Source organism: Mycobacterium uberis, assembly GCF_003408705.1.
In the GTDB taxonomy this organism is placed as follows: domain Bacteria; phylum Actinomycetota; class Actinomycetes; order Mycobacteriales; family Mycobacteriaceae; genus Mycobacterium; species Mycobacterium uberis.
Genome location: NZ_QAYL01000006.1, coordinates 205,437 through 231,989, shown reverse-complemented (window position 1 = coordinate 231,989; position 26,553 = coordinate 205,437). Strand labels below are relative to the sequence as shown.

Here is a 26,553-nt window from a genome sequence, read left to right as displayed (position 1 = left end):
CAACCCGAAGGTCAGACTCACTCAATCCCAAGTAAGACAACTGACCACAGGCACACGCGAGAGAATATCGTATCTGATGCCAGTCGTCTTTACAGTAAGTTGCAATATGATATACACCAGCTGTTGATGCGAAGCCGACGACAACGCAATGACTGGGGTACTTAACCAGCATCGAGAACAATCCACAGGTAAGCCTGCTCGTTGATCATTATGTCGAAGATTCTACACAGTTGTGTTAGATCCACGTCGACGGTGTTGCCATGATCCACCGGGACGGCGTGGTAATACATACCGAATAATGACTGCTTAGCGCCAAAGATGCTTAGTAACAATTGATTCCGTTGAAGAATGTTTGTCGTGCGCCACTAGGGCAGCTGGTACGCCGAGCTGACCCAATGCTACACACGCAAGCCACTTGCTAAGGCCCAACGCAATTATGTGCCCAGTCTTCGGCCTTGTGATTGGACAGCCGTTGGGGAAAAGTCACTTACCATATCCTGCGGGCCGCAGACATACCCGCTTGCGGTGCGCGAAGTGAACCTGGGGAACTAGAGAAATCAGGGTGAATGCGTCCCGGGACGCGAGGGTCGCTCCCACCGCGAACAGCACCGGCGACATTCACAATGTGGTTCTAGCCGGATCATTCGAAACAAGTTAAGACCACCCTCGTCTAGGCCCTACTGCTCACGGCCGGCGTAGTGTTTAGATTAAATATCGCCGTGAACGACCAAACGGTCTGCAACTACAATGATGCCGAGACCCGGCAGCAGCGATTAGTGGGAATTATCTTAGCTTCTCTGCCACACGACGGGATTTAGGCAACCTCGTCGACATGCTCGGATGCACTGATTTTGTCGACGAGCTGCGGGCCGGGTTACTAGCCACGGATTGCGCGCTGTTTATCATCTCAACAAGCCAGGGCGTCGACGAACCGACCAAGTCGCTCTGGCAAGAAGCCAGCAAGGTCGAGATGCTCTGCGCGGCGGTAGTCACCAAGCGCAACCAGGCCCGAGCGAACTACCAAGAAGCACTGCTTACCGTACAAAAACATTTTACTACAACAATTTTAGACTACAACAATTTTACCGCTTTACCCGTCGAACGGAGACGACTTTATCGGATTGTTGTCATAGACTCGTTATCACTACACCGATGGCAGCCGAACAACGCACGCCCTCGAATCGTCGGACGTCAATCGGATCGAGCAAGTGCGCGGCACCCTGATTGAAGGAATCTGAGGAGGAATCTGAGAGTGAGTCGCGGATGGAATGTTATCTTGACGGCTAGACCGATAATGAATCGGTATTCATCGACGACCTTTAAAGAGCGGTTGCCCGAGATTCGTTCTTCCCGGTAATCCCAATGTGTAGTAACACCGGTGTCGGTACCATAGAAATTGCTCGAAATCGTTACTCGCAGATTCCCATCTCCGATGGAATATTCGATGCCAGAGGTCTTCACGCCGCGGGACGCTCCACATGTCGAGTTGGCCTGCGACGCTAACGCACAGTTACCCGCAGAGGTGTTTAATACGATGGCAGACCTTTACGTCAAATAGGGTCAACTCTGGTCTGGGTGCTTTCCGGGGGCCATCAGACCCGACACGACGGTCCACGTATCAGGCCATTTTGCGTCGTTTTTCGGGGAGACCAACGGGGCAAATGCGATACACCCCGACCATGACAAAAGATAAACGCATCGTTCTCATTTGGTAAGCAGTAGCATCCCACACCCGCGGTGGTGGCGGGCGACATCTGCGCAATCAGCAAACTGAGCCGAGCCGAAACCGGCGGCACATTCTCGGACAAGGCCGAGCCCTTGGTGCTGAAACCCTGTACAATACTTCAGTCGCCGCTGCCGGTCGCCACTCAAGCGCACGCCAAGATCGACGAAAACAAGCTGGCGGTCGGACTGGGATGGGTTGACTGCCTTAGATCCGAAATTGCGGATCACAACAGAACCCAAGAGACGCGCCGGGTTGTGCTGTGGTCGCATGGGCGAAGCGCACGCCGGAATCGCATCGCGCTCAATGCGTTGGCCAACAGCTATGGCGTCATCAGGGCTCTGGGTTTGAATTCCCTTGACAAGTACAGCTAGGCGATACGGTGCCACGACAGTTCATCCCAGCGTGGAAAAGGACGTTTGTGCTTAGATGGAAAAAAGGGGGTGCAAGCCGGCTATCCGGTGGTCGACAGCCGAGGTCGCTCTGCTCGACGGCAAGGCTCACAGGGTCGACTCTTCGGACTTCGTTTTTCAGATGGCAAGTGCGTTGATATTCTGGAGACGATAGCTGCGGCGAAGGTAACCTTGCTCAATCCGATCGACGAAATCTCGGCCCAGATACTCGATGGTTTTATCGGTGCGGTGAAGGGTGACCTGTCGAGTCGCCACGGCCGGGTGTTCGGCACTGCTGCCGTAGGTCAACAAAATCGCAGTAGTAAAAGCCCAAATCCCTCAAGTCAAGCTTACCCGATAACCAATCGATTTGTACTCATGCGCACATGGCATCGCGTCATTCACCCGCTATAAATCGATGCTGGAATCCGCAGGGGCTAGAGTGCAACCTACTGTTCAGACGCTAATGCAGAAGTCCTATGCTGGCGGTCAACGGACTCTCCCATCCACATAGTGCTCAATCACTTCTTCGTCGCTTTGGGTCCGCTAACAGCAATCTTGGCGATCCTCTGCGCGCTGTGAACCTTAGCGCGATGGCGACTGATCTGGCTGGTCCTGGTGCTAGCCGTCGGCGCCATTATCTGGACCCCATTGACCACCCGCGCGGGGTCTATAGCTTAGAGCCTCGGCTTGGCCCGTCCGTTGCCCTACGGATTCACAAAGAACTCGGCTAAACCCTGATCTATACCCTTGCGGCGTCGGTAGTTGAGGTCGCTTTGATAGCCGCTTTCCATATTCGCCAGACAAGCGGACAAACGGTACAATTCGCCCTGTAAGGCATGATCGGAGTATTGGCGATCGCAGCTGTGGCCACGCTGGCCCAGCTGTGCCGTATTGGCGATTCGGACGCACGGGCAGCGTAAAGAAGTGTGGCTTCGAACATGACTGGGTCTTCACAGCTTCATCCCGCTAAGCACACTGTTTGGCCACAGCACGTCGGTCGAGTGAATCTTATAGCGGTGTGCAGCAGCGCGCTCGCATCCTGAAAGCTGGTGGGCACTTCGAAGTGCTACTAGCCTATCACGACAGAACACCGCAAACTCCGCTAGAGTCGGTGCGATGGACTTGCGAGGAACAATCACTGCAGCCACTGTTTCCCCGTATATCTTGTCTGGATCACCAAATGCCTCCACCTCTAAAACGTTGGGATGACTGGCCAACGCGCTTTAGCGAGATCTTCTCGCCAAAGCGGTTTATGAGTCCCTTGATCCGATCTTGGATCCTCAGATCACCGGTATGCAGCCATCTGTGGGTGAAGTTAACGGCGGTTATAGCCGGATCACTCAGATACCCACACCAAAGTGGGGCCACGCAACCAGACCCTCTCGACGGCATCTGAGGGTACTACCCGGAGGATCCAACGATGTGAATCTGGGCACCAAATCAACTGACTGAAGAGCTCCCTTGTTGCAACAAAGCTTTCGCCTTGGCCAAGCTGCTCGACACCCGTGGTGATAGCCTGCTGAATAGCTTCTCGGTCATGCCGTCACACGGAGAACCTTTTACGCAACGCTAGCGCCATATCAGGAGTAAGAACATACCACAACTTAGGCCATGGCGGCTCCGGGCACAGCTTACGTAACTGACGGGTCGTCAATTCCGCGCTTCGTAAACTGCCGGCGCCAGAAGCGGTGAATCGCGTGCTGGACATACTCACGCAGGCTCAACAGCAGCTGATTATACTCGGCGAAGACACAACTTACACACAATTAAGACAACGTGATTCGGGACTTTGTCGAAACAACTGGAATTCTTTTCCTGCCGATGTCGATAGCCAAAGAGCTATTGCCCGACCCGGGCCCTCAGTCCGTTGCCGCCGTGCGCTTGCTTGCCCTTGCACGCACAGATGCCATCTTGCTAGTCGGAGCCTGTCTGAACTAGCTTTTTGGCTACGGCAAGTAACTGCAATGATCTGCCAATGCTAAACTTAGTAAGGTCGATATCGCACCGACGGAGTTCAACAATAGCTGGCCGATCGTGGCGCCGCTGGGCGACGACGTTGACTTGGTAATGCCAGCACTACTCGACGGTGTGGCTACACATCGGATCGTCGCTACCATGGACTGGACTAACAAGCTAGCCGACCGCAAAGCAGCCGACGACGCTAAGCTGCGCCAGTGGCTGGTCGTCGATTCTCGTCCAATGCATTTCTACAACGCGCTGGACATCATTCGCTCTGTTCTGCACGTTAACCCGGACATTTATGTGGTCAAGGAAGACGCTAATACACTCAACCCTGCTCGCATTACCACCGAAATGGAAGCGCCTCGGCTCCAGCTCGACACGGGAACCTGGGGGAGGAATATTTGTATATGAGCTACGCTGTCGCCGTCGTGGTCGAAACCGGCAAGCTGATTGCCATTTATCGAAGGCAGTAGTGCTTTTAGCTTCGGCAGCATGGAAATTGCAACCATCATCCGCTACCTATTGCCGGTAACCTTAGTCATCCTCAAAAATGTCAACGTCTACCGCGGCGACGAGATCCCCGTCTCGACTCCGCGGACTACCGCGGCACCCAAGGTGCTAAATGCCAGCGTGCCACGACTTGATAGCAAAAACCCTCAAAAGCAGAGGACGTCACATCTTAACACCTTGTAAACTGCGGTCAGCACTGACTGAAGCGATCGCATCTATATAGACCATTGATCGTTGACTGCGAACTCGACACCAACCGCGAGGGTGGAGAGCGGATACTTTAGCCAGCCTCAATCCCATGAGCGCCTTAACACCGGTCAGCGCCGGCAAGTGATTCCTGCTAATTGAGCTTCAAAGAACTCGTCCAACACAAGCTGCTTCGCAGACGCGGCGAGCGCGCGGGCTACCGGGGAGCCTGGTCCGGCGGAGCTAGTGGCGAGTGCAACATCGGCCTTAAGAACAGGGCCGACCATTTCGACCGCACGGATCTTTGCACCCATCGGCGTTGTCCACAGCCAGGTATGCGGAACGATGCATACCCAGTTTCCGGTGGCCACCTGGGCAAATAGCGAAGCAACAGAGTCGGTTTCAACTTGCGGGGTAACAGTGATTCCGTGGCCTGCAAAGGCCCGATCAATCAGCTGGCGGTCCCGCATGTCGGGCGTGAGTAACGCCAGCGGCAGCTGCGAGGCGTCCGGCCACGTCAACGTCGACGCTCCAGGCGGCAACATATCTGACGGCGATACCAACACGTAGTGCTCATGATAAAGTGGCACCAGGTCCACGTCGTGGGTGTCGTCAGGTGCGGAATGCACGATGACAGCATCAAGCTCAAAGTCACCCAACCGTCGATGCAGCTCGGTGACAGGTAATCGGGAACGAATCTGCACTTTCACCAATGGGTGCTCCGAACAAAAGGCCGAAAGCACCAGGGATGCCGTCGTTGAGGCGGTAGGCACTGTTCCTAGTCGAAGCGTCCCAGTGATCCCGGACCGCACCGTGTGCACTTCGGCCTTGAATGCATCATGCTCGGCCAGAATCCGCTTAGCCCACACGACCAGACGCTCTCCTTCTGGCGTTAGACCCTCAAAGCTATGTCCCCGATTGATCAGCGTGACATTCAGCTCGCGTTCGAGTTTGGCAATCGCGGATGATAGCGCGGGTTGCGAGACATAGCACCGCTCGGCCGCTCTGGCAAAGTGTCGTTCCTGAGCGACCGCGACGAAGTATTCCAGTTGACGGAAGAGCACCCGCACCTCCTCCCTTTTGGGTACCAATCCCGCTGAGGCTAACGCGCCACTACCCGATCAGCCAATCTACCCGATCAAAGCAACCACAAACGAGTCCGTTAACAACTGAGGAGGTAACTTGATGTACGCGGATAGTTGACGATGTTAAAGCTACGAATACTGGTGTCTTGCTGCTATTTTCACTACTCTACTAGTCCGGGTCGGCCAAGCTTAGGAATGCCGTTACCGGTTAGAGACTACCAATCAGAAGAAATTTGTGTTTCAGTTCAACAACATTGGCCAATGACTCAGCGGCAAGCCACGAGCCAATATTGTCTGGCGCGTCTATCCACGCAATGTGCATATCCACCGCACCCCATTCCGGGACCGCCTACCAGTGGCTACCAAGCAAACTTATCAGCGTTTGCTAAAACCCGTATTGGATAGACGATAACTAGAATATCGTTGTGTTTATCGCATCATCTTGAAGGGCGGACACCATGCGTCGAGCAGTTCGTCATCTATTTGTTATAGCCACTATCATTCTGATGACCGTGGCAAGATCGGGCAGCCCTAGCATGGCCGCTGTACCGACACCTAAGCCGACTCCCAAGGTTGCTTCGGTGCTACCGGCTAATGGTGCGGTGGTGGGCGTGGTGCATCCGATTGTGGTGTCATTCACCACGCCGGTAACCGACCGCATCGCCGCCGAACAGTCAATTCACATCACAGCGCCAAGCAACATGAACGGCCACTTTGAGTGGCTTGGTGGCAAGGTCGTGCAGTGGGTTCCAGCCAAGTATTGGCCAGCTCACACGCATGTATCAGTCGGTTTTCAAGCTCTAACGACGGGCTTCGAAACCGGTGACGCGTTACTCGGTGTTGCCAGCCTGTCCGCGCACACCTTCACCGTCAGCAGAAACGGCGAGGTGCTACGCGCTATGCCGGCATCCATGGGTAAACCCACCCGCCCGACGCCAATCGGTAAGTTCACCGCATTGTCGAAGGAACGCACCGTCGTGATGGATTCGCGGACCATCGGTATCCCGCTAAGTTCGCCCGAAGGGTATTTGATCACTGCACAGTATGCAGTTCGCATTACCTGGAGCGGCGTCTATGTACACTCAGCCCCATGGTCGGTGAACTCACAGGGTTATGCAAATGTCAGTCATGGATGTATAAACCTAAGCCCGGATAACGCCGCATGGTACTTTAACATCGTTAACGTTGGCGATCCCATTGAAGTGGTAGCTTAACTAGGGTTAGCCGTGGCTCGGCAACAGTAACACTTGCCGAGCGAAAGGCTCGCGGAGATAACTATAACCAATGGCTAGGGCACGTCGAAACCGCTCTTCCGGACTTGCCGGACAAGCAGCGTGAGCGTTCAGTCCTCCCATTAATCAATGCTTGTCGGATACCTAGTGCGGCCGACCGAGGTGTTGTAAGAGGCAGTGAATGAAGACAAATTGCTGCGTAAAAAGATATTCCGAACCTACTGCTGATCTTTGATCGACAACTACATTACGGATCTGCGGCTACTTGACCTGGTTAGCCCGCGACCATGCGGTTCGCGCGGCGTCACCTCTGGCCTGTCGACGAGAATCAGACATTCGAACCTAAAACTCACTGTACTGTAATATTTAGGTGCGGTGGATAGGCTGTTGAATCGATTGGCTATCCACTCGCTGTCCATCCAATCCGTCAGCACGTGGTTGATTGAGGTCTTGTCGAGGAACGACGACTCTTTGTGGGTCCAGAACTGGATATCCGCACTCTGCGCTCACCAATCACGTCCAAGTTTGATAGCTGAATATATATGGCATCAGTGAGTCGTAACGATTGCTGGCGATGGATACCGGTGTGTTTCACTTATAACTCTCAATCCGCGGCATATCGAACAAGATCTTGAACGGCTCCTCATCGACAAGTTTGTCGACACCGCTGTTGAAATTGCCGAAACTGAAACTTGAACAACGTTTCACTGACGCACTGGTGGTGGGTCTTGGCCAGTCGGTCTTCCCCACGCCGCATTAACTGAACGTGAATCTCATCCGACCACTCCGACACCCCTTTTAACCAGTAGCCGGTCGCCGACCAGGATGTTGCTGTCTATATTTAAGGCAACATTTCGGCCAGGCTGACGGACAACGCACCAGAATATGTGCCCATCACGTTAAGGTCCGGGACGTAGACTGATGCAAGTTCAGCCGCGGAGACCGCGACACTGCCACCCTGCGAATAACCTCAAAACCTAATGGAGCTTTACAGCTCCAACGTAGTTACAGGCAGCCGCTGGCAACGCGGTCAAGATTGAGTATCGACCTGCGTTTCGGCTAGCCGGTTTATAATAAGTATGCACCCTGGGGGTGCGCAACCCCTCATAGTCGGTTATGGTGATGGCGAAACCACGGTCCGCAATCATCACTCGTAGTTGAAATTGCCTTCGGCGTGTACCGATGGCGAATACCTCACGAAAATTATTCGTAACAAAAACTAAGCTTAATACAGCTGGCTAGAAACAAAGGACACCAGTTAGCATGACCGCGCAGACTTATCTTCGGCAGGATTCACCACCTATGCTGAATATACGGCAACGCGTGAACTTCGATTCACAGGTGAGAAACTCTAGGTGGGGGCTATCATGGCGCGTGCTGTAAGGTTTGACCACTACGGAGGCTGTGATGTATTGCACCTAGCAAACATCGATATGCTGTCGCTCAGCCTAAATTAGGTGGTGGCAGAGGGTTCACTCAGCCAATATCCACCCTGGAGAATCCGTCATCTGCGTTGGCGCGATACATTGAGATGTTTCTCACCACGTTTCCATCTGGCGAAGGTAGCAACTTGGCCGGCGTAATGATTGTCATTGAGCCTAGTGTAACCGAATTTTCGGTCAGCAAAGAGATCCCTGAAGCTTTCATTTTCCGTCGTTCCAGCCGCGCCATTCAAGCTGCTGTTCCGGTAAGGTTATTGATCCTCAAACCTCCCTAATTAAGCTGTTAGATAGCGGGTTCGCTCTAAGTTATTGGCGCCACGACATACGCGGCCGTCCGTACAGTAGTACCCCAACCGGGGAAACGGTCACTGTTTCGGCAGCTGCCGGCGGTGCCGGTCACTCTAGTCGTACAGTTGTTGGTCCTATGCAAAGCGTGGGTGCTCGGCATCGCAGGGCCAAGTGGCACTGGCTAGCTGCGCTCGCACGTCGCCATACCGATCGCCTACGGCAACAATTTCCAAATGCTGGCTGATCGGTATTGCGGGTAACGGCACCGAACGGACATTGAAGCGTTCATCGACTTATTCGACCCCGACTACATTCAACTCGCCGTGGGTCTTAGTGTAGTGCCGGAACAGATCAACACTATCACCTCTTGCCAGAAGGCAAGTAAAGCTGGCACCACGGCCGAGGGTGGTGCCAAAGCATCGACATCCGAAGTGCTTGTCGAAATCGCCAACCTGGTCGTCACCGGCGCGATATTGAGTTCGATATCGCCGCGACATTTCCACTCGACCAGATCATCGATGCGTTCGAGGAACTCGAGCGGCTACACACGCACGGCAAAATTGTTCTGCTGCGACAGGTCGGCAATTTCCACACCACATAGCATTGTCTTAAACTACCGAGCAAACTATCCACTACCGGCCTGGACAACTTTAACCACGACCAACACCATATAGCCGCGCAGCGTCAACCGCCCAGCCCGATACGCCTGCGATATAATCGCCCAATCTAAAGTCGCTAAAGCGGACATGGTCTAGTTGGCGCGACACTATCCACACAACGCCTTTCTTTTAGCACGCGTCAGTTTCGGCAGTACATTGAACTCCACTTGCTCGAGACCCAATCGGCTAGGCTGCTACGCCATGCCCCCCGCACCGCGTCCCTCGGCTAATCAGCAAAACGCAACGACAGTACCACCAGCAATCACACGATCATCCACGCCAAGACATTCTGGCGGACAACATTCACCCACGAACCTAGTACTGGTTGGTCGTTATACAACAGTGCCAAAATACAGTTGCCGAAGGCAGCAAAACACTGGCGAGATTTTACATACCCTGTGTGATGAGATCAAGGATGCGATTGAAGCTTAACGCGACCATAGCCGATATCCCAAGAAGCACGATGTAACTACCGTAAATCTATTATATATAGTAATATATTCAGTAATCTTACAATGCAGCAAATGTGGCGTGCTTCAGAGCGCTACCGAGTGCGCAGATAGTGATTAGCCCGACGACGTTTGCACCGATCAACGACACGTCTAGCAAGATGATCGCAAACAACACACCTATCGGGTTTCTGACGTGATTGTACATGATGATATGCTACGCGCTCCCGCATCAGTGAAGTGGTCAGTTGCGGCAGTACGTACAAGCTCGAAAACGATGACCGACATCAGGGTGGTCACCCTACACCATGATGCCGACGGTACAAATGACCCGGATCGGCTCGATCCGTAACGCATCCAGCATGGCATGATGCGCTTGTCAGCAACATTAGACTGTTGAAAGAACAACTGCCAGGGCGTCACCGTAGTGCCCACAATCTCCATGATGACCAACAGCACAGCAGAGGTTAGCGAACCCGGGTCGCCAAGCAAAATAACGACATCAGTATATGCAGGCTTGGGCCCAGGGCGGGATACACCGGCAACACCAGCAGGACGATAGCGACATTCAACCGCAATCAGCATGAACATAACTTGCTTCCAAGGACGAAATGAGCAGCAAGCGAGCATCGCAGATAATAGCACTACGGCAGCGGGTATCGCGCTTGTCTTCGGATAGTCTAAAAAGCCGAGTGTCAGTAACACACCGACGAACTCGATGATGCTTGCCAATGTGTTTAGAATCAACAGATCACCGAAACTGAACGCACCCCAGAACTTTCTGAACCGTTCGAAAATCAGCCGCGCATATCCAACTCTGGTAACCGCACCCAACCGGAGCACCATCTCCTTGCTCACATACAACACCGAGATCAGCAGCACCAGCTGCTCATCCAATAGCTCTGTCCGACTTGTGCGTAAGTCGCGACACCACCAGCATCGTTGTCACCGGTAATCGCAATCAGTCCCGGACCGATAATAACCATCAGCAATCGCAGTTGTTGCCGACGATTGTGGTCCACACGGGTGACGTTCCGCTCGATGTGGCCAAACACGCCAACGATGTCACCGGAGTGTGCGTGATCCAGCACCACCGAACCAGAAGCGTCGGATGTTACCCGTGGTGTCGCATGGCTTTTGACACGTACGGAAGCATCAATAGTGGTCGGTGGGACTGCGACGGTACTGATTGCGTCAGTGGAGATAGAAGTCATTGAATTATCGCTGTATCGATGGACTCGAGCTCAAAAAGTTTTAGGTGACATGGCAAACACTGTAGCAGACAGTACATAATGCTGGATGGATCGCAGCGGGACGAATCCCGATGGTTCTCCACACTGACTAACGAATAATTGCCCCGCTAATCAGCGATCACTGAAATTGGCATCCGCGCCAGATACCGTTTGATCTACTCCTAACGGAGTTAGGAGTAGCTAGATGCCCAATTTTTGATTCGTAGTCGACTAGTACACAGAATCAACCATCCAGACATCATCTTAGTAACAGTAACACGTTGATCAATAACAAAGATCGCTATAGCTCTCCTACCAGGAGCTCAATTGGAAAGCGAGATTCCGCACATCGTATACAGTGGCTTTCACATCGTCAGAACACATTTGGGCATGCGCTGTAAACACGCGCCAGAGCGATAGATGCGTACGGAATATCCGAAAATACTATACAGCAAAAGAAACGCTGGAACCGGATCTGTACAATCCGGTTTTCACATAGAAACTGCCACTCGGACTCATCTCACCCTCACCTCCTTACAGTCGAGACACACACGAATATCTAATACACGGAAAAACAGAAACGTTCAACAGCAGAGCACTGAATACATCCCTCTCGTCGGAACTTCGGCACTGCATGATATATTTTCTCGACCTAAAACTTCTCTCAACATCCAAGAAAGACGCCCTGTATTCGTAAAGACTACTTACCTATCGAAACACTTGCATTATCATATTTATTATCCGATACCAGGTGCTCGTCAAACGCCGTTTACAGAATCTTGACGAACTTCGCGGTTAGCTTCACCCCTCAACAATTTAACAAAGGATGATCTTTGCCTTAGAAAATAATACAATAATACGCCTAGAGATGCGGTGGGATTCAGCCAGATGTACGTTGGAAAAAGTTAGACTTCGCCGCTAAGCGGATGAGTTGGCGTCGGTCGTATTTGTCGTTACTGATAGCATCGACAAGTTTCGAAACCCGGCCGCACTTCAATTACGTACATAATCCCAACAACCAGCTGCGTAGGCGGAGATTTCTCCCGTCGAAATCGCGACAGAGTGGAACTCGGCTATCGTATCAATGACTAACTGGCTACCTTAAAGACTCTTCTAGCCATGGTGTCAACCACTTAACACCTTCCGGCGTAAGGTGGACACCGTCGCTACGTACCTTGATTCCGTCGACCTTAGCAGTATAAGTACCTTCTGGACATAGCTTTTTGTTCAAATCGAGGATCTGCACGTTTGGATGCTGACGAACTGTACTGCGTAACATGCTATTCCACAGCTTCACCCGATCCGGCTGGTCTTCTGGATACAACCGACCATCTGGCTTTTCACCTCCGCGACTGTAGGGAGCGGTGGCAACAACTACTCGAACACCATTGAAACCCAAAATATTCAGCGCTTGCTGCAGCTCCGCATTGAGATACGCGTCGAAGGTTGGATCGCCGATATGAGTCCACTGTCCTTCGTTGACGCGGTCTACTGTCTCCCATCGACCGATGATCAGCAGTGCGACGTCTGGGTGATCTCTGTTGATCTGCGTCGACCATCTGGTAGGCCAATTATCACATTCTGGTCTCTGCTCCAGGGTTTGGCCAGAATACCGATATGGTGTGCCACGCACCAGGCTGCAGCCAATGACGGTATGGTCGATAAAAGTGAATCCGGGTGTCGGCGGAAGATAATGCATCCAGGTCCACCCGATCGAATCACCGAATACCGAAACAGTGAACGGCTGGTTGAGGTCCCGCGGACTCGGACGATTCCGTTCAGGTGGAGATGGCGATACGGCCGCTACCGCCGACACTCTCGGCGGCTGACCAAGCTTAGACAAGCCCGGTTCGGTTCCCACCGGAACCACCCACATCGTCGCCGCCGCAACACTAGCCACAGTAGCGACAGCCAAAGGCAATAACGGCACTCGTACCGGTCGCCAGCGGCGGATGGGTTGTTCGATCAACCACCAGGATGCTGCCGCCACTGCCATTGTCGCCGCGCACCGAGCGGCGAATAGTGGGACTCCAGACCATCCGGTACGCTCGCCGTTTAGCACCAAGAAGATTGGCCAATGCCACAAGTAAACACCGTATGAAATGGTGCCCAACCACACCAGCGGACGCAACGCAAGGATGCGGGCCACCGCTCCGCGCTGCTCCAATGCTACCGGCGCGATCACGACGATGGCCGCAATTGCGACCCCGATCAGCAGCCCGTGGCGGAAATCATCCGCATCACCCGTTGCATAGTGAGTCGCCGCTGCCAACCCCGTCAGACCGAGGATCGGTAGAAACCAAGCGATCCGACGCCTCCATCGAGTTTTAATCAGGCACCATCCACGGTTTAGCGACGGCCAATCCTGAACCAGCAAAACCGACGCCGCAGCACCAACCAGCAATGCTTGTGCACGGGTATCGGTGCCGAAATAGACACGGTCCCGCGTCGCGTCGCAGACAAGGGCAATAGTAACTGCGGCAGAAGCGAACGCCCCCAACGAGGCTAGCACAAAGGCAGCCAACCGCACTCCACCAAGGGTCGCGTTGCTGCAACGCCGCTTGGCTCTCGCGGTCAACAGCAAGGCTACCGATATCAGCAGCAACGGCCAGACAAAATAATACTGTTCCTCCACTCCGAGCGACCAAACGTGCTGCAGAGGCGAGGGTGGTGCACCTTGTGTAAAATAGTCTGTCTTCTGAACCACGAAGCGCCAGTTGGCTACCCACAAAAACGCGGCGATCGCATCATTTCGTAAGCCGGTAAGCGCCTGGTACGGAAGAAGTTCGTGGGCCACGCCTACGGTAAGCACCATCAAAACCAAAGCTGGCAGTAGCCGTCGTGCACGTCGAATCCAAAAGCCGATCAGGTCAATACGCCCCGTGCGTCGCAGTTCATCAACCAGCAGTGACGTGATCAGAAATCCGCTGAGGACAAAAAAGAGGTCCACTCCAATGAATCCACCGCTCAAGCCGGGTACGCCACCGTGCTCAGTGAGCACTAGCGCAACCGCCATCGCGCGAAGCCCGTCTAGCGCCGGAATGCCGTTACGCCGCTCAGGTGGACCCCAAATCGGCAGCTGAATAACATGTCGCACGGGAGCAACCCATCGAGGCCGCCCAGTAGAGTAAGCCGGTGCGGGATAAATCCCACCCGGCTCAGCGTTCGCGGTTAGCGCGCTCTGAACACCAAGGCGTTTGGCGCTGTAGTTGCTGCCGATACGTCGCTGCTCCTCCTGTTGATCTTCGCAAGCTTAGATGTGGCACCACCAGATAGCGACGAAGACACGCCACGGCTTTCCGATGCCGAGTTTCCTATATGGCGTTTTATTGTCTCGGCGCGGACCGAATTCATATCGGAAACGACCGGCCTATGTTCTCCGTGCACTTCCGCGGTGTCGGAGTCAGGTTCGGGAAGTAGGTCCGGTTACTCGGACAGCAACAACGTACACTGCGTCGATCGGGTGTTCTTGCTTGGCGAAGCGATACAGGGCCTTCCGGGTCGGTACTCTGCAGCACCGAGTAATCGGTGAATTGTTACAGCATCACGGAAGCTCGATTTGGCCCACTGATTTAAGACCTGCTCTACCTGAATATCGTTTAAGTTCACTAAAAAACTGTAACGATGCTTAAACTATACTAGAGTCGGCAGCTGACCTCAGCGCCGAGTCCGAAACGTCAGGCTATGTAGGTGCAGCGCACCTACGCGACGTCTGACAAGAAAGTCGCCCAGATCACGATCAACACCCATCCTGCTTTCTGCGTCCGTCGTTCCACGACTATGGACAGGTACATAACCATTGAGTACCAGTGACAGTAGGGATTGAATGGATGCGAACAGAAAACTGATCGGTGGACAATGGGTTTATGGTACGACCAACACGCCGCCTACGCCTACAGATCGACCGCTTCGCTACACGAGGCCACGTAGCACACATCCCATCGGATGGTGCTGGTCGACGGCGATTGGCGGCTTGATGACCGACAACCTGTACCAGCAAGCGACAATGCTGTCGCATGTATTGCATGCATCCCCATGAGTAGTCTGGTGTCGTTTATGTTGCTTAACCACCACAGTTTATTTTATGGCAACGCTAGCGAAAATAATGGTTGATCCTATCTTACCATTGATGGGGGATCGTGAACTGAAATTTCATCCTCGAAAACACCGGCAGCAGGATGACATTTTCCCAGCATGATTCGGCCGTCTTGACCACACTGCGATGGTAGAATTACGGTCCGGGTTACAAGCGCTACCTTACGTTACATGACTACGGAGCGATCTCGACGCGGACCGCATCCCGTTTGTGTCGCTACTTGTGCAGCAGCAGGTTATCGAACAGCTCCCCGTGCTAAATCCCGATGCTGTGTGGATGATTGTCTATACTGCAGAGACCACGGGCCGGTCGAAGGATACGCAACACGCTGCATACGTATAGTCCGGTCTATTCGATGGTTTCGCCTACATGTTTGAATGCCCGCCGCTGTTGGGCACGACCGCTGTGCTTATGGATCGTTGGCATGGCGACGACGTAGTGCGGCTCATCGAAGCCGAACGGTGCACGCACATGGCGGGCGCAACGCTGTTTCTCGAGCAGATGTTAGTGGCCGCGTAGCGCACAGAGTTCCTACTTCCCGACCTCAAGTTCTTTGTGTGTGATAGTACTTCAGTGTCTATATCTTTGATCATTAGCGCTACAATGTATTTTGATACCACCTGTCGTAACCAGCATGTATAATCTGACGCAGGTTATGGTCGCGGCGATCAGATCACCAAGACACCATTATTACGTCGCATATACCGATGGCCGTGTCGGTCTAGTCAATTTCAAGCTGGTTGCTGGGAAGATCCATGTGCGCTTACCTCAGATGCTGGCCAGTTAACAACCTCTAGACGCCAGAACCGACTCCTTGGATCGTGAGTGCTATTGTTATACAGGAGATCTGGATCGTTGGTGAGTACCTCCTCGTCACTAAACAAACGAAATATGTCACTATCCGCAACGGCGAGAATATCTCATCCAAGTAAGTTAAAGGTATCCTGGCTAGCCACCCCTGCGTCGCCGAGATTGTTATCGTCGGCTTACCGGGCAGTAACAATCGAGAAGCGAACCTATGAGGTAGTGATTCCCGCCATCGCACCCGGCCTGGATGTTGTCAACTTGCGGCGGTTCCTAGAACCCCCGGCGTGGTTCGGTTCAAAGTACTCGAACAACGGTTACTTGGCATGCTCTACCAAAAAACAATGCGGGTAATATACTACAATACTAGATTTGGTCGACATTGATGTAATCAGACCAGTGGCATTCAGTTAGCAGTTGTAAGCGGGGCGACCGATAAGATCAGCTTCGGTTGCGAAATCAGACTCACCGAGCCACGCATAGCTATACTAACGGCGGGTCGCAACAAGGCCAAACCAGTGCAAACCACTGCTAATTCCGATCGAGTAGTTATACATATCGTAGATCTACGAAACCACGACGCACCTAGACAAATCACAGATAGCGTCGTTACGTTACGGGGGCACGTCGACTTTCTGATTAATAGCACTGGAACTGACAGTATCAAACCAATACATGAGACCAACGACGAATCGTTTGATCATTTTCTCAGTTTTATACTTCCGCACATGCGTCCTGGCTCAGCGACATCAACATCACATTCAACATTCGCTGTCGTAGATGATCTTCATAGCACCTAGTTGGCGGCTAAAGGTGGACACACTGCCCGTACTATCCACATCGCCTAGTCAATTAAGAGGAACAGAGAATACGCTATAATGCGTTAGCACTTGGAGTTATCTAGATTCCTATGACAGGATATCACTTGCCGGACGAACAGTTCCGGCGGATCAACACCTAACTAGATGACGCTGCATCGTTTAAGCACGGTGGGGTACGTAGCGAACAGCGTAGCGTTCTTGTGCTCTCCGGGTGCAGATTTTATCAACAGCTAGAAGATCGGTGTTAACGACGGTTGGAACTCGATGAAGTACCTCTCGGCGTTAGCGCTGAATTAGGAATTGAAGTCCTGCTGACCAAGAAGACTCAATAGTTACGTCGGAGACCAAGCCAACATCGCGATGTGTACCTTGACCCCCTCGCGCATGTCATCGAGGCCAGCGCCCCGGGCGTGGCGATACGTAATTCTCTCAGCGACTTGGGTACCGCTTTCGAATCGGTACAAAATTTACGATCTCGCACAGGCGCACTCTGGGGAATTGATTATCCTCAGTGAGGATATATCCCTCGATGAGAAAACGTATCAGCACTTGGCAGTGAATCTGTATAGGGAAAGCTGCCAATCTGATTCGATCAATCACTCAGTAGTAGCCACGCATCGTACCGGTGCTGACCGGCACAATAGACTAAACAGCTACGCTCATGATAGCGTGAATATTATTGTTTGTACAATACATTCGAAAACGTTGCTGGTTCGAGGTTGGCGAATGCGCTATCGATGTCGGTGGTGACTACGAGCTGGTCAATGGCGATGATGCGTACGAAGTCGTCTTCGCGGATAGTATCGATCCACCTGACAGTGACGGGCAGGATCAAGCAGAACAACGGGGGCGTCGAGCCAACTTTGATATATATATATATATATATATATATATATCGTCATTTGTGGTGATCGGTTTGGTGGTTATAGCAGCGGTTTGGGAAGCGTTGTTTCTAGCAGAGGGTGGAGTTGGTGCATTGGCTTGAAGTGGTTAGCGAGAGTTGAGGGCACCGATACGTGGTAAACCGAGTCCGACGCCGTGAGTGGCGGTGGTTTGACCAGCTTCACTGGCGTCGCCGGCACGGGTGCGGCGGTGTTGCAGCAGCGGTCCGTCTGCGATGAGGTAGTGAGGTGCGGCATCGGTGATCGTGACGTGTACTACGTCGCCGGGTCGGATAGAGTCATTGGTCGAGTGGGGGCGAAAGTGTACGAGTCGGCCGTCGCGGGCGCGGCCGCTTACTCGGCCTGTCATGGCGTTTTTACGGCCGTCACCCGCGGCGACTAACAGCTCAACTTGGGTGCCAATGAGGGAGCGGTTGCCTTGCAAGGAGATTCGTTCTTGCAAGGCAACTAATCGGTCGAAGCGTTCCTGCACAACATTTTTGGGAATCTGGCTATCCATGTCGACGGCCGGAGTACCAGGGCGGGGTGAGTATTGGAAGGTAAAGGCGCTGGTGAACTGTGCCCGCTCGACCAGGTCGAGGGTTTGCTCGAAGTCATCATCGGTTTCGCCGGGGAAGCCGACGATAATATCAGTAGTAATGGACGAATGTGGCATTGCGGCGCGCGCCTTGTCGATAATGCCGAGGTAACGATCACGTCGATATGAACGGCGCATTGCTTTAAGAATTCTGTCAGAACCTGATTGTAGCGGCATGTGCAGGTGGGGACATACAGCGGGAGTTTCGGCCATCGCGGTGATGACGTCGTCGGTGAACTCGGCCGGGTGTGGTGAAGTGAAACGGATCCGCTCGAGGCCTTTGATTTGGCCGCAGGCACGTAGCAGTTTGGCGAACGCGCCGCGATCCCGTGCCGCGGACGTATTGCTCGTCGAGAGCCCCGGTTCGGCGAAGTTGACGCCATAGGCGTTAACATTTTGACCTAGTAAGGTCACGTCAAGCACACCCTGTTCGACCAGCGCCTGCACTTCAGTCAAGATATCGCCGGGGCGACGGTCGACCTCTTTGCCCCGCAGAGCGGGAACGATACAAAAAGTGCAGGTATTGTTGCAACCCACCGATATCGACACCCATGCGGCATAGGCCGATTCCCGCGTAGCTGGCAGCGCTGAAGGGAATGTTTGCAGTGCTTCCAGGATCTCGATTTGGGCCTGCCGGTTGTGTCGAGTACGTTCCAACAGCATCGGCAAAGAATCGATGTTGTGCGTACCGAATACCACATCGACCCACGGTGCCCGGGTAAGTATAGTCTGACGGTCTTTTTGCGCTAAACACCCACCGACCGCGATCTGCATATCCGGACGATTCGCCTTGACCGACGCCAGGTGCCCCAGCGATCCATAAAGCTTGTTGTCGGCGTTCTCACGCACCGCGCATGTGTTAAACACCACCAGATCTGCCGTCGCTCCAGGCGTAGCCTTCACGTAACCGGCTTTCTCAAGCAAACCTGCCATACGTTCAGAATCATGCGAGTTCATCAGACAGCCGAAAGTGCGTACCTCATACGTGCGAGCGTTTCCATCGTCGGCCCACGTGCCATCGGTCGCACTCAATCGCTCAGTAACAATCTGATCCTGGGTCATCAGTCACTCCTTAAATAATACTATCCTCAACTAAACCGGCACGCAACTATTTGAACGTTAAGGGTAAAACCTTAAATTAAAACTTAAATTAAAAGCAGGCTCCTAATTTCACAATAAATCAGAAATAAAATGAATTATAAAATATTTTGAGAAGCCTGGTTTCATATACAACTTTCCCTACATTTTCTATAAAAATATCTTTAGGGTAAAGTGCATGGAGAACTAGACCTCCTAATTATGTTCCGTAAAAACTGCTGTTACAAAATAAGTATGTACGTGATCCTTGTACCACGCAACCCTATAATTATCCTGTTGCGCCACCAGTAGCTTCTATCGAGTCAATATGGCCGTAAGATACACGCTGATTATGGAAACGGTGTTCTCATCAACTTGCAGATAAATCCGTACCATCCGGATCGAACGAATGCAGTCCGATATGGGTCTCAGACAGCGACACGCACATATAGGTTTTTCGTAATAATTTTCGGGCTGGACTGCTAATGTAATGCCGCAAAGAAGTTGGAGTCGTTCGCTTTTCGTTTTCGACACAGCGGCAGGAAGATTAAGGTTAAGCATGCTCACAAGCCTTAATGCAGAATCATTTATTGTCGACCAGAGACAAAGATCACTGACCTCAAAAATAATACAGTATGCTATATCATTTTCGGCACGAGAATCATTACCTAGGAAGCTAACAGCGACAGATGAGTCGTTTACTCCCGAGTCCAGATAAGGCCTCACAGGTCATCCTCTCCGAGCCCACATGAAATAACAGATATCAATACTTAAAGGACCTTGTCCAAGACAACCTGACTTGCGCGACTGACATGGCTACCCAAAGTTCGAGGAACACGCGGTACTCGGAATTTATTGTTCCCGGATCGCAACGACCATGTTCCTGCGGATTCGGGAATGCCGGGCCCGTTGGGTGTTGCCCACAGGGCTGGGCGATACCTCGGTCGACCCGGACACCCGTCTCGACGATGTATAGTGGCGTCCATCAACGGAAACGGTCTTCGCCGCCCAGCAAAGTGGGCGTCTGGCTGCAATGACAACCCCGCACGAGCTGCTTACGCAGCAGTGGGCTGTGTTCATCCTGCATGACCGCGTACGGTTCAGCGCCGCAGAGAGGGCCGCACGTCTCCAACAAACTACGCCCACCGCGGTCAACAGTTCGTTGCAGCGACCCCACGCTCACCTTGCCGAGGTCTCTGCCACCGAGGAAGACGTTATCGAGCCCTACGACACCAAACAGCATAAACTCCTGGATCGCTATTGTGCGGCGTTCGAAAACGCCGACATAGCCACCCTTACCGAACTTGTTCAAGCTGACGTCAAACTTGCAATGTCACCACTGCCAGTGTGGTTCACCAATCGAGACACTGTGCTGCACTTCACTTTATGTTCGAGCTTTCGCCGAGGCAGGCGACGTGGTGCTGATCTCGACGGCGGCAAACGCGTAATCCACTGTCGCCAAATACCGCCGAAACACAGATAGCTCCGGCCACATCATGCGAGCCCATGCCATTTACGTCCTCACTCTGGCTCACTCTCGGCACCACCGGAATCGCTGCCCTTACTGTACTTTTTCGATCCGACGCTGTTTACCATGTTCGGGTTGCCGTTGAGCCAGTAGGGCTTCTAGCATTGCAGGGATTACCCCTCGTAACTTGCCGAAAACCCAGTACCAACGCAGAAACCGAATATTTACTCGCCTATCCACTGGGCCTGTTGACAGACATGTCGGGCAGACGTCATTAGGCTCAGGCGCGGTAGCGGCATTGGATAGGGGGTTTGAAGGGTTTTGATAGAGTGAGGAATGAAGATTCCATATGTGACCGACCTAGTAGGTAGTGTAGTCGGTGGCGTGGTCGGTAGAACAGCGCAGGTGGTGCAGGTTGGCGCGCATGCTGCGGCCGAGGCTAGCGACACGGTGCAGATGCTGGTCAGTCCGGTCGTCGAATTCGCTGGCGTGGTGGCACAGTCAATGGCTCAATCTACGGGCCGAGTGCTCAGAGCAGGCTATTCGCCGAATGATTCCGCCAATCGGGTCGAGCCGCAAGTACGCTGGCACAGCGGCAAGCGTGTGCACCTGGATCTGGATCCACTACTGCCATTTCCCCGCTGGCATGAGTATGCAGCGGTAGCGGAGGAGCCGGTTCGTCGGATTCCGGGCGTGGCTAAGGCTCACATCGAAGGCTCATTGGGCCGACTAGTGATCGAACTCGACAAAGACGCAAATAGCGACGTTGTCTTGGGCAAGATACGTGACGTGGTTGTTGTCCTGGCCGCCGACTTAGCTTCAACAGGGTCGGGGTCAGCACCGAAGGTGGCACCATTTGCCGACCCGGGTAATCCGTTGGCAATTCTGGTGCCACTCACCGCCGCGGCAATGGACCTTGTCGCGTTGAGCGCTGCAATTACCGGCTGGGTCACCCGACTACCTGCCGCGCCGCAAACTACCCGGGCTGCGGCAGCTCTTGTCAATCATCAACCGCGCATGGTGTCATTACTGGAATCCCGACTGGGTCGAGTGGGAACCGATATTGCGCTCAGCGTTACCACAGCGATGGCGAACGGGCTGACTCAAGCGGTCGGCACACCTCTGCTGGATTTGGCACAGCGTGGCCTGCAACTTTCCGAGGCGGTGGCTCACCGGCGCGTGTGGCGAGATCTAGAGCCGCAACTGGCCTCACCCAAGCGGCCACAAGCGCCAGTGGTTCCCGTAATCTCGTCGGCCGGGGCAAAATCGCATGCCCCGCGCCACAACTGGGCGGCCGCGGCAGCAGGTGAGGCGTCGCACGTCGTGGTTGACGGATCAATCGACGCGGCAATCGACACCGCCAAAGGGTCAATGAAAGGACCTGTAGATAGCTATGTCGATTCAGCGGCAAACGGTTCGTTGATTGCCGCGGCGAGTGCCTTGTTTGCCGGCGGTGGCACTGAAGACGCGGCCGGCGCAATCCTGGCCGGGGTGCCAAGAGCGGCACACATAGGCCGGCAAACATTCGCAGCGCTACTGGGCCGCGGGCTAGCTAACGCCGGGCAGCTGGTGCTCGATCCGGGTGCGCTGCGCCGCCTGGACCGGGTGGAGGTGGTTGTCATCGACGGCGCCGCATTGCGTGGTGATCACCGCGCGGTGTTGCTTGCCCGGGGAAGTGCGCCCGGCTGGGACGACGACCGTGTCTATGAGGTTGCCGACGCGCTGCTGCACGGTGAACGGGCACCCGAGCCTGACCCCGACGAGTTGCCGGCCACTGGCGCGCGACTGAGATGGGTACCGTTGCACGGGCCATCGACAACGCCCGCCCAAGGCCGCGAACACGCCGACCTAGTAGTCGATGGCGAGTGCGTCGGCGGTGTTGACGTCGGATGGGAGGTCGACCCCTACGCGATCCCGCTGCTGCAGACCGCGCACCGAACCGGAGCGCGGGTGGTCTTGCGTCATGTTGCTGGCACAGAAGATCTTTCTCCCAGCGTCGGCGCGACACATCCACCCGGTACACCGCTGCTAAAATTGGTACGTGAACTGCGCACCGATCGCGGGCCGGTGTTACTGATTACCGCACTGCACCGAGACTTCGCATCGACCGACACGCTGGCCGCACTTGCTATTGCTGACGTCGGGATCGCCCTTGACGATCCCCATGCGGCTACACCGTGGACCGCCGACATTATCACCGGAACTGATCTAGCTGCAGCAGTGCGGATCCTGTCGGCACTGCCCGCGGCCCGGTCGACCAGTCAATCTTCGGTGCACCTTGCGCAGGGTGGCACTACTTTGGCCGGGCTGCTACTGATCACCGGCGACGTTGGCAACAAGTCTGTTAGCCCAATTAGCTTGCGACGCTGGTTAAGTCCGGTCAATGCAGCCGCAGCGACCGCATTGGTGACCGGCGCCTTCTCCGCCAGTAAGGTTCTTCGACTACCGGATCCCACCCCGCAACCGCTGACAGCCTGGCACGCGCTGGACCCCGAAATCGTTTACTCGCGACTGGCCGGAGGGGCGCGATCGTTGGCCGTCGAGCCCGGTACCCCGGATTGGCGACGCCGTCTCGACGACCTGTCCTACACTCGGGTGCTGGCACCGCTGCGCAAACCCGCAACCAACCTAGTTCGGCTGGCAACCGCAACTCGGCATGAGCTCGCCGATCCGCTAACTCCCATCCTGGCCGTCGGTGCGGTCGCGTCGGCGATTGTCGGCAGTAATGTCGACGCTCTTCTGGTCGCTGGCGTGATGGCTGTCAACGCGATTACCGGTGGCGTGCAACGGTTACGAGCCGAAGCAGCCGCCGCCGAGCTCTTCGCTGAGCAGGACCAGTTGGTGCGCCGTGTCGTTGTCCCGGCGGTGGCAACGACCCGACGTCGATTAGAGGCGGCACAACACGCTACACGGACAGTCACGGTGTCCGCCAAGTCGCTGCGGTCCGGCGATGTCATCGACCTAGCAGCGCCGGAAGTGGTGCCGGCGGATGCCCGTGTGCTAGTGGCAGAGGATCTCGAAGTTGACGAGTCTTTGCTCACTGGGGAGTCGTTGCCAGTAGACAAGCAAGTTGCCCCGGTTGCCGTCAACGACGCCGACCGGGCTAGCATGCTATTCGAAGGCAGTACAATCGTGGCAGGACGTGCCCGCGCTATCGTCGTAGCCACCGGAGTCGGCACTGCCGCACACCGCGCGATCTCGGCGGTCGCCGACGTGGAAATATCGGCCGGAGTGCAAGCACGACTCCGAGAACTGACCAGCAAAGTTCTTCCGTTGACGCTGGCCGGTGGCGCGGTGGTGACGGGTTTGGCTTTGCTGCGCCGCACATCACTGCGTCAAGCAGTCGCGGATGGCGTCGCAATTGCCGTGGCCGCCGTCCCGGAGGGTCTGCCCTTAGTGGCCACCCTCTCCCAGCTCGCCGCGGCTCAGCGTTTGATGGGGAGGGGTGTACTGGTTCGCTCGCATCGCACGATCGAAGCCCTGGGCCGCATCAACACCATATGTTTCGACAAGACGGGCACGCTCACCGAAAATCGACTGCGCGTAGTCTGTGCAGTGCCGAGCACAAGTAAACTACACCACCCTGCTCACTATACCACCGACCCGCGCTCTACTGCGGTGTTGCGGGCCGCCGCGCGCGCATCCACCCAACCCCACGACGGGCAGGGCCACGCGCACGCCACCGACGAAGCGATCCTCACAGCAGCAAATTCGCTTAACGACCATACCGATTCGACCTGGAGTCTCCTTGCGGAGGTGCCCTTTGAGTCCAGTCGCGGGTACGCCGCCGCGATCGGCACAACCGGCAACGGTAAGGCGCCGATGCTGATGCTCAAGGGCGCTCCCGAAAAAGTCCTGCCGCGATGTCGCTTCGCCGATCCGAAGGGGGATGTTGCGCACGCAGAGTCCTTGGTGCACCACCTCGCCGAACAAGGCCTACGCGTTCTGGCGGTGGCGCAACGCTCCTGGGACCACGACATTACCGACGACAACGACACCGATGCTGATGCCGTCAACGCTGCGGCACATGATCTCGAGCTGATCGGTTATATCGGACTAGCGGACACTGCACGACCGTCCTCGCGCCCGTTGATCAAAGCGTTGGTGGAGGCCGAATGCAACGTCGTGCTGATCACCGGTGATCACCCTATCACCGCACGAGCCATCGCCCAGCAGTTGGGCTTGCGACCGGATGCACGAGTAGTGACTGGGACTGAACTCATAGGTCTCGACAAGGATACATGCGCCAAACTTGCTGCCGACATGCAGGTCTTCGCGCGGGTCAGCCCGGAACAAAAAGTACAGATTGTGGCAGCGTTGCAACACTGCGGGCGAGTGACGGCGATGGTCGGTGACGGCGCCAACGACGCTGCCGCCATCCGGATGGCCGACGTGGGCATCGGGGTCAGCGGCCGCGGTTCTTCAGCCGCCCGGGGAGCTGCCGACATCGTTTTGACCGACGACGACCTGAGTGTACTGCTCGATGCACTGGTTGAAGGCCGCAGCATGTGGGCAGGCGTTCGTGATGCGGTCACGATTCTGGTCGGCGGCAATGTCGGCGAAGTGATCTTTACCATCATCGGGACAGCATTCGGCGCTGGACGGGCGCCGGTGGGGACCCGTCAATTGCTGTTGGTGAACTTGCTCACCGATATGTTCCCGGCGCTTGCAGTCGCGGTTACCTCGCAATACGAAGAACCCGACAAGGACGCATATCACACCGACAAAGAGGCCGACGAGGCGCGGCGAGCACACCAACTTAAGATGCTGACCAAGCCTGCACCATCGCTCGATGCGCCGCTAATGCGTCAAATCGTTAGCCGTGGAGTGGTCACGGCAGCCGGCGCAACCACGGCCTGGGCCATCGGGCGCTGGACACCAGGAACCGAACGGCGAACGGCGACAATGGGATTGACCGCATTGGTGACGACGCAGCTGGCTCAGACCCTGCTCACGCGCCGCCACAGCCCGCTCGTCGTGGCAACCGCTTTGGTCAGCGCGGGTGTCTTAATCGGCATCATTCAGACCCCGGTGATCAGCCAGTTTTTCGGGTGCACACCGCTTGGACCGGTAGCATGGTTAGGCGTGATTACTGCCACAGCAGGAGCCACCGCAGTTTCAGTACTGGCACCCCAGTGGTTAAACAAAGCTGTTGGTATCGTGCAACCCGATCGCGAATGAACATTCAACCCGCTTGAGCTGGTCAACTCCTTGCGCACCACCTTGTCGGCAAGATTGCATGGAATACTATCGCCGATACGAAGTCTCTGGGCTAATCAAAGCGAGAAACTTTGCCTTTCAAGTACTCCCCGTGTCATAGGCGCATAGATGATGTTCTGCGACCGGAGCACGATAAAGGCATCCAATCATCGCCCGAACTGCTCGCCGTTGATATCAACGACCGCATTTTCGGCGACACGGGGGTGCTCTGCAAGCGCATTTTCAGTGTGCGCGGATACATGTTCTCGCTACCCGACACGATCATGTCGTCTTCGCTGCCGACGATGTACAACCGGCCCGAATTGTCGAAATAGCCCATGCCGCCGAAGCGGGTCATCGGATCAATGACAACTTTAGCGTCGGCCTACGATCAGGCCGCTCGTACAACCCTAGGATGTCAGTTCACCGCCGACGAAGATGCGCCC

17 protein-coding genes and 2 pseudogenes are annotated in these 26,553 nt (G+C 54.7%); 10 read left to right on the top strand and 9 right to left on the bottom strand.

The features are described from left to right. The first annotated feature begins 772 nt into the window (after window positions 1–772). Window positions 773–1,228: a GTP-binding protein gene (locus MUBE_RS19995; RefSeq protein ID WP_424399043.1), complete on the top strand. Its 456-nt coding sequence runs from the start codon at window positions 773–775 to the stop codon at window positions 1,226–1,228. Between the two features lie 509 nt (window positions 1,229–1,737). Further along, window positions 1,738–2,097 carry a hypothetical protein gene (locus MUBE_RS17395; protein ID WP_243632858.1) on the top strand — a complete coding sequence of 120 codons (360 nt, stop codon included), beginning with the start codon at window positions 1,738–1,740 and terminating at the stop codon, window positions 2,095–2,097. A gap of 156 nt (window positions 2,098–2,253) precedes the next feature. Here the strand turns inward: MUBE_RS17395 and MUBE_RS17390 are convergent, their stop codons facing one another. Both MUBE_RS17390 and MUBE_RS05505 read right to left on the bottom strand, forming a co-directional pair. Then, window positions 2,254–2,427 (bottom strand): hypothetical protein, encoded by a 174-nt coding sequence (locus MUBE_RS17390; RefSeq protein ID WP_243632857.1) that lies wholly within the window; start codon window positions 2,425–2,427, stop codon window positions 2,254–2,256. A 657-nt stretch (window positions 2,428–3,084) separates the two neighbouring features. Further along, window positions 3,085–3,555: pseudogene (locus MUBE_RS05505) on the bottom strand (AMP-binding enzyme); the annotation flags it as partial. A gap of 597 nt (window positions 3,556–4,152) precedes the next feature. On the opposite strand from MUBE_RS05505, the gene MUBE_RS05500 reads away from it, so the two are divergent. Both MUBE_RS05500 and MUBE_RS05495 read left to right on the top strand, forming a co-directional pair. Beyond that, a complete protein-coding gene (locus MUBE_RS05500) occupies window positions 4,153–4,491 on the top strand; it encodes a hypothetical protein (RefSeq protein WP_116539764.1) in 339 nt (112 codons plus the stop codon). A gap of 81 nt (window positions 4,492–4,572) precedes the next feature. Further along, complete coding sequence (locus MUBE_RS05495; RefSeq protein WP_116539763.1) at window positions 4,573–4,773, top strand: hypothetical protein; 201 nt, start codon at window positions 4,573–4,575, stop codon at window positions 4,771–4,773. Between the two features lie 134 nt (window positions 4,774–4,907). Here the strand turns inward: MUBE_RS05495 and MUBE_RS05490 are convergent, their stop codons facing one another. Continuing rightward, window positions 4,908–5,840: a LysR family transcriptional regulator gene (locus MUBE_RS05490; RefSeq protein ID WP_116539816.1), complete on the bottom strand. Its 933-nt coding sequence runs from the start codon at window positions 5,838–5,840 to the stop codon at window positions 4,908–4,910. Window positions 5,841–6,319: 479 nt separating this feature from the next. Here MUBE_RS05490 and MUBE_RS05485 point away from each other — a divergent pair, with 479 nt between their 5' ends. Beyond that, a complete protein-coding gene (locus MUBE_RS05485) occupies window positions 6,320–7,075 on the top strand; it encodes a L,D-transpeptidase (protein ID WP_116539762.1) in 756 nt (251 codons plus the stop codon). Between the two features lie 859 nt (window positions 7,076–7,934). On the opposite strand, the pseudogene MUBE_RS19990 reads toward MUBE_RS05485, so the two are convergent. The 4 genes and pseudogenes from MUBE_RS19990 to MUBE_RS05465 all read right to left on the bottom strand — a co-directional run. Continuing rightward, window positions 7,935–8,051: pseudogene (locus MUBE_RS19990) on the bottom strand (hypothetical protein); the annotation flags it as partial. Window positions 8,052–10,111: 2,060 nt separating this feature from the next. Continuing rightward, window positions 10,112–10,828 (bottom strand): divalent metal cation transporter, encoded by a 717-nt coding sequence (locus MUBE_RS17385; protein WP_243632856.1) that lies wholly within the window; start codon window positions 10,826–10,828, stop codon window positions 10,112–10,114. Further along, on the bottom strand, window positions 10,804–11,145 hold the full coding sequence (locus MUBE_RS17380; RefSeq protein WP_243632855.1) for a hypothetical protein: 342 nt from the start codon (window positions 11,143–11,145) through the stop codon (window positions 10,804–10,806). The genes MUBE_RS17385 and MUBE_RS17380 overlap by 25 nt, the downstream gene beginning before the upstream one ends. 1,114 nt (window positions 11,146–12,259) lie before the next feature. Then, on the bottom strand, window positions 12,260–14,311 hold the full coding sequence (locus MUBE_RS05465) for an acyltransferase family protein (protein ID WP_243632875.1): 2,052 nt from the start codon (window positions 14,309–14,311) through the stop codon (window positions 12,260–12,262). 1,317 nt (window positions 14,312–15,628) lie between these two features. Here MUBE_RS05465 and MUBE_RS15600 point away from each other — a divergent pair. The 3 genes from MUBE_RS15600 (at window position 15,629) to MUBE_RS15595 (ending at window position 17,869) form a co-directional block, all read left to right on the top strand. After that, complete coding sequence (locus tag MUBE_RS15600; RefSeq protein WP_165849716.1) at window positions 15,629–15,778, top strand: cyclohexanecarboxylate-CoA ligase; 150 nt, start codon at window positions 15,629–15,631, stop codon at window positions 15,776–15,778. 689 nt (window positions 15,779–16,467) lie between these two features. Further along, the gene (locus MUBE_RS17375; protein ID WP_279386673.1) at window positions 16,468–16,863 is read left to right on the top strand and encodes an SDR family NAD(P)-dependent oxidoreductase; all 396 of its coding nucleotides are present in this window, start codon (window positions 16,468–16,470) and stop codon (window positions 16,861–16,863) included. A gap of 700 nt (window positions 16,864–17,563) precedes the next feature. Further along, complete coding sequence (locus tag MUBE_RS15595; RefSeq protein ID WP_165849715.1) at window positions 17,564–17,869, top strand: hypothetical protein; 306 nt, start codon at window positions 17,564–17,566, stop codon at window positions 17,867–17,869. Between the two features lie 5 nt (window positions 17,870–17,874). Here MUBE_RS15595 and miaB read toward each other — a convergent pair whose 3' ends face one another. Then, complete coding sequence (miaB, locus tag MUBE_RS05455; RefSeq protein WP_116539760.1) at window positions 17,875–19,425, bottom strand: tRNA (N6-isopentenyl adenosine(37)-C2)-methylthiotransferase MiaB; 1,551 nt, start codon at window positions 19,423–19,425, stop codon at window positions 17,875–17,877. Between the two features lie 1,048 nt (window positions 19,426–20,473). Here miaB and MUBE_RS15590 point away from each other — a divergent pair. Next, on the top strand, window positions 20,474–20,923 hold the full coding sequence (locus MUBE_RS15590) for a sigma-70 family RNA polymerase sigma factor family protein (RefSeq protein ID WP_116539759.1): 450 nt from the start codon (window positions 20,474–20,476) through the stop codon (window positions 20,921–20,923). Between the two features lie 321 nt (window positions 20,924–21,244). After that, entirely contained in the window at window positions 21,245–26,089 is a 4,845-nt protein-coding gene (locus tag MUBE_RS05445; RefSeq protein WP_116539758.1) for a cation-translocating P-type ATPase, read from the top strand. A gap of 133 nt (window positions 26,090–26,222) precedes the next feature. On the opposite strand, the gene MUBE_RS17370 is transcribed toward MUBE_RS05445, so the two are convergent. Continuing rightward, window positions 26,223–26,465: a hypothetical protein gene (locus tag MUBE_RS17370; protein ID WP_243632854.1), complete on the bottom strand. Its 243-nt coding sequence runs from the start codon at window positions 26,463–26,465 to the stop codon at window positions 26,223–26,225. Window positions 26,466–26,553 lie beyond the last annotated feature (88 nt).

What these genes read in the sequence shown, in the direction of transcription:
- MUBE_RS15600 (WP_165849716.1), top strand. Translation starts at nt 15,629, where the DNA reads ATGTTTGAATGCCCGCCGCTGTTGGGCACGACCGCTGTGCTTATGGAT.
- MUBE_RS15590 (WP_116539759.1), top strand. Translation starts at nt 20,474, where the DNA reads ATGACAACCCCGCACGAGCTGCTTACGCAGCAGTGGGCTGTGTTCATC.
- MUBE_RS17380 (WP_243632855.1), bottom strand. Translation starts at nt 11,145, where the DNA reads ATGACTTCTATCTCCACTGACGCAATCAGTACCGTCGCAGTCCCACCG.
- MUBE_RS05485 (WP_116539762.1), top strand. Translation starts at nt 6,320, where the DNA reads ATGCGTCGAGCAGTTCGTCATCTATTTGTTATAGCCACTATCATTCTG.
- miaB (WP_116539760.1), bottom strand. Translation starts at nt 19,425, where the DNA reads ATGACCCAGGATCAGATTGTTACTGAGCGATTGAGTGCGACCGATGGC.
- MUBE_RS17370 (WP_243632854.1), bottom strand. Translation starts at nt 26,465, where the DNA reads ATGACCCGCTTCGGCGGCATGGGCTATTTCGACAATTCGGGCCGGTTG.
- MUBE_RS05445 (WP_116539758.1), top strand. Translation starts at nt 21,245, where the DNA reads ATGAAGATTCCATATGTGACCGACCTAGTAGGTAGTGTAGTCGGTGGC.
- MUBE_RS05495 (WP_116539763.1), top strand. Translation starts at nt 4,573, where the DNA reads ATGGAAATTGCAACCATCATCCGCTACCTATTGCCGGTAACCTTAGTC.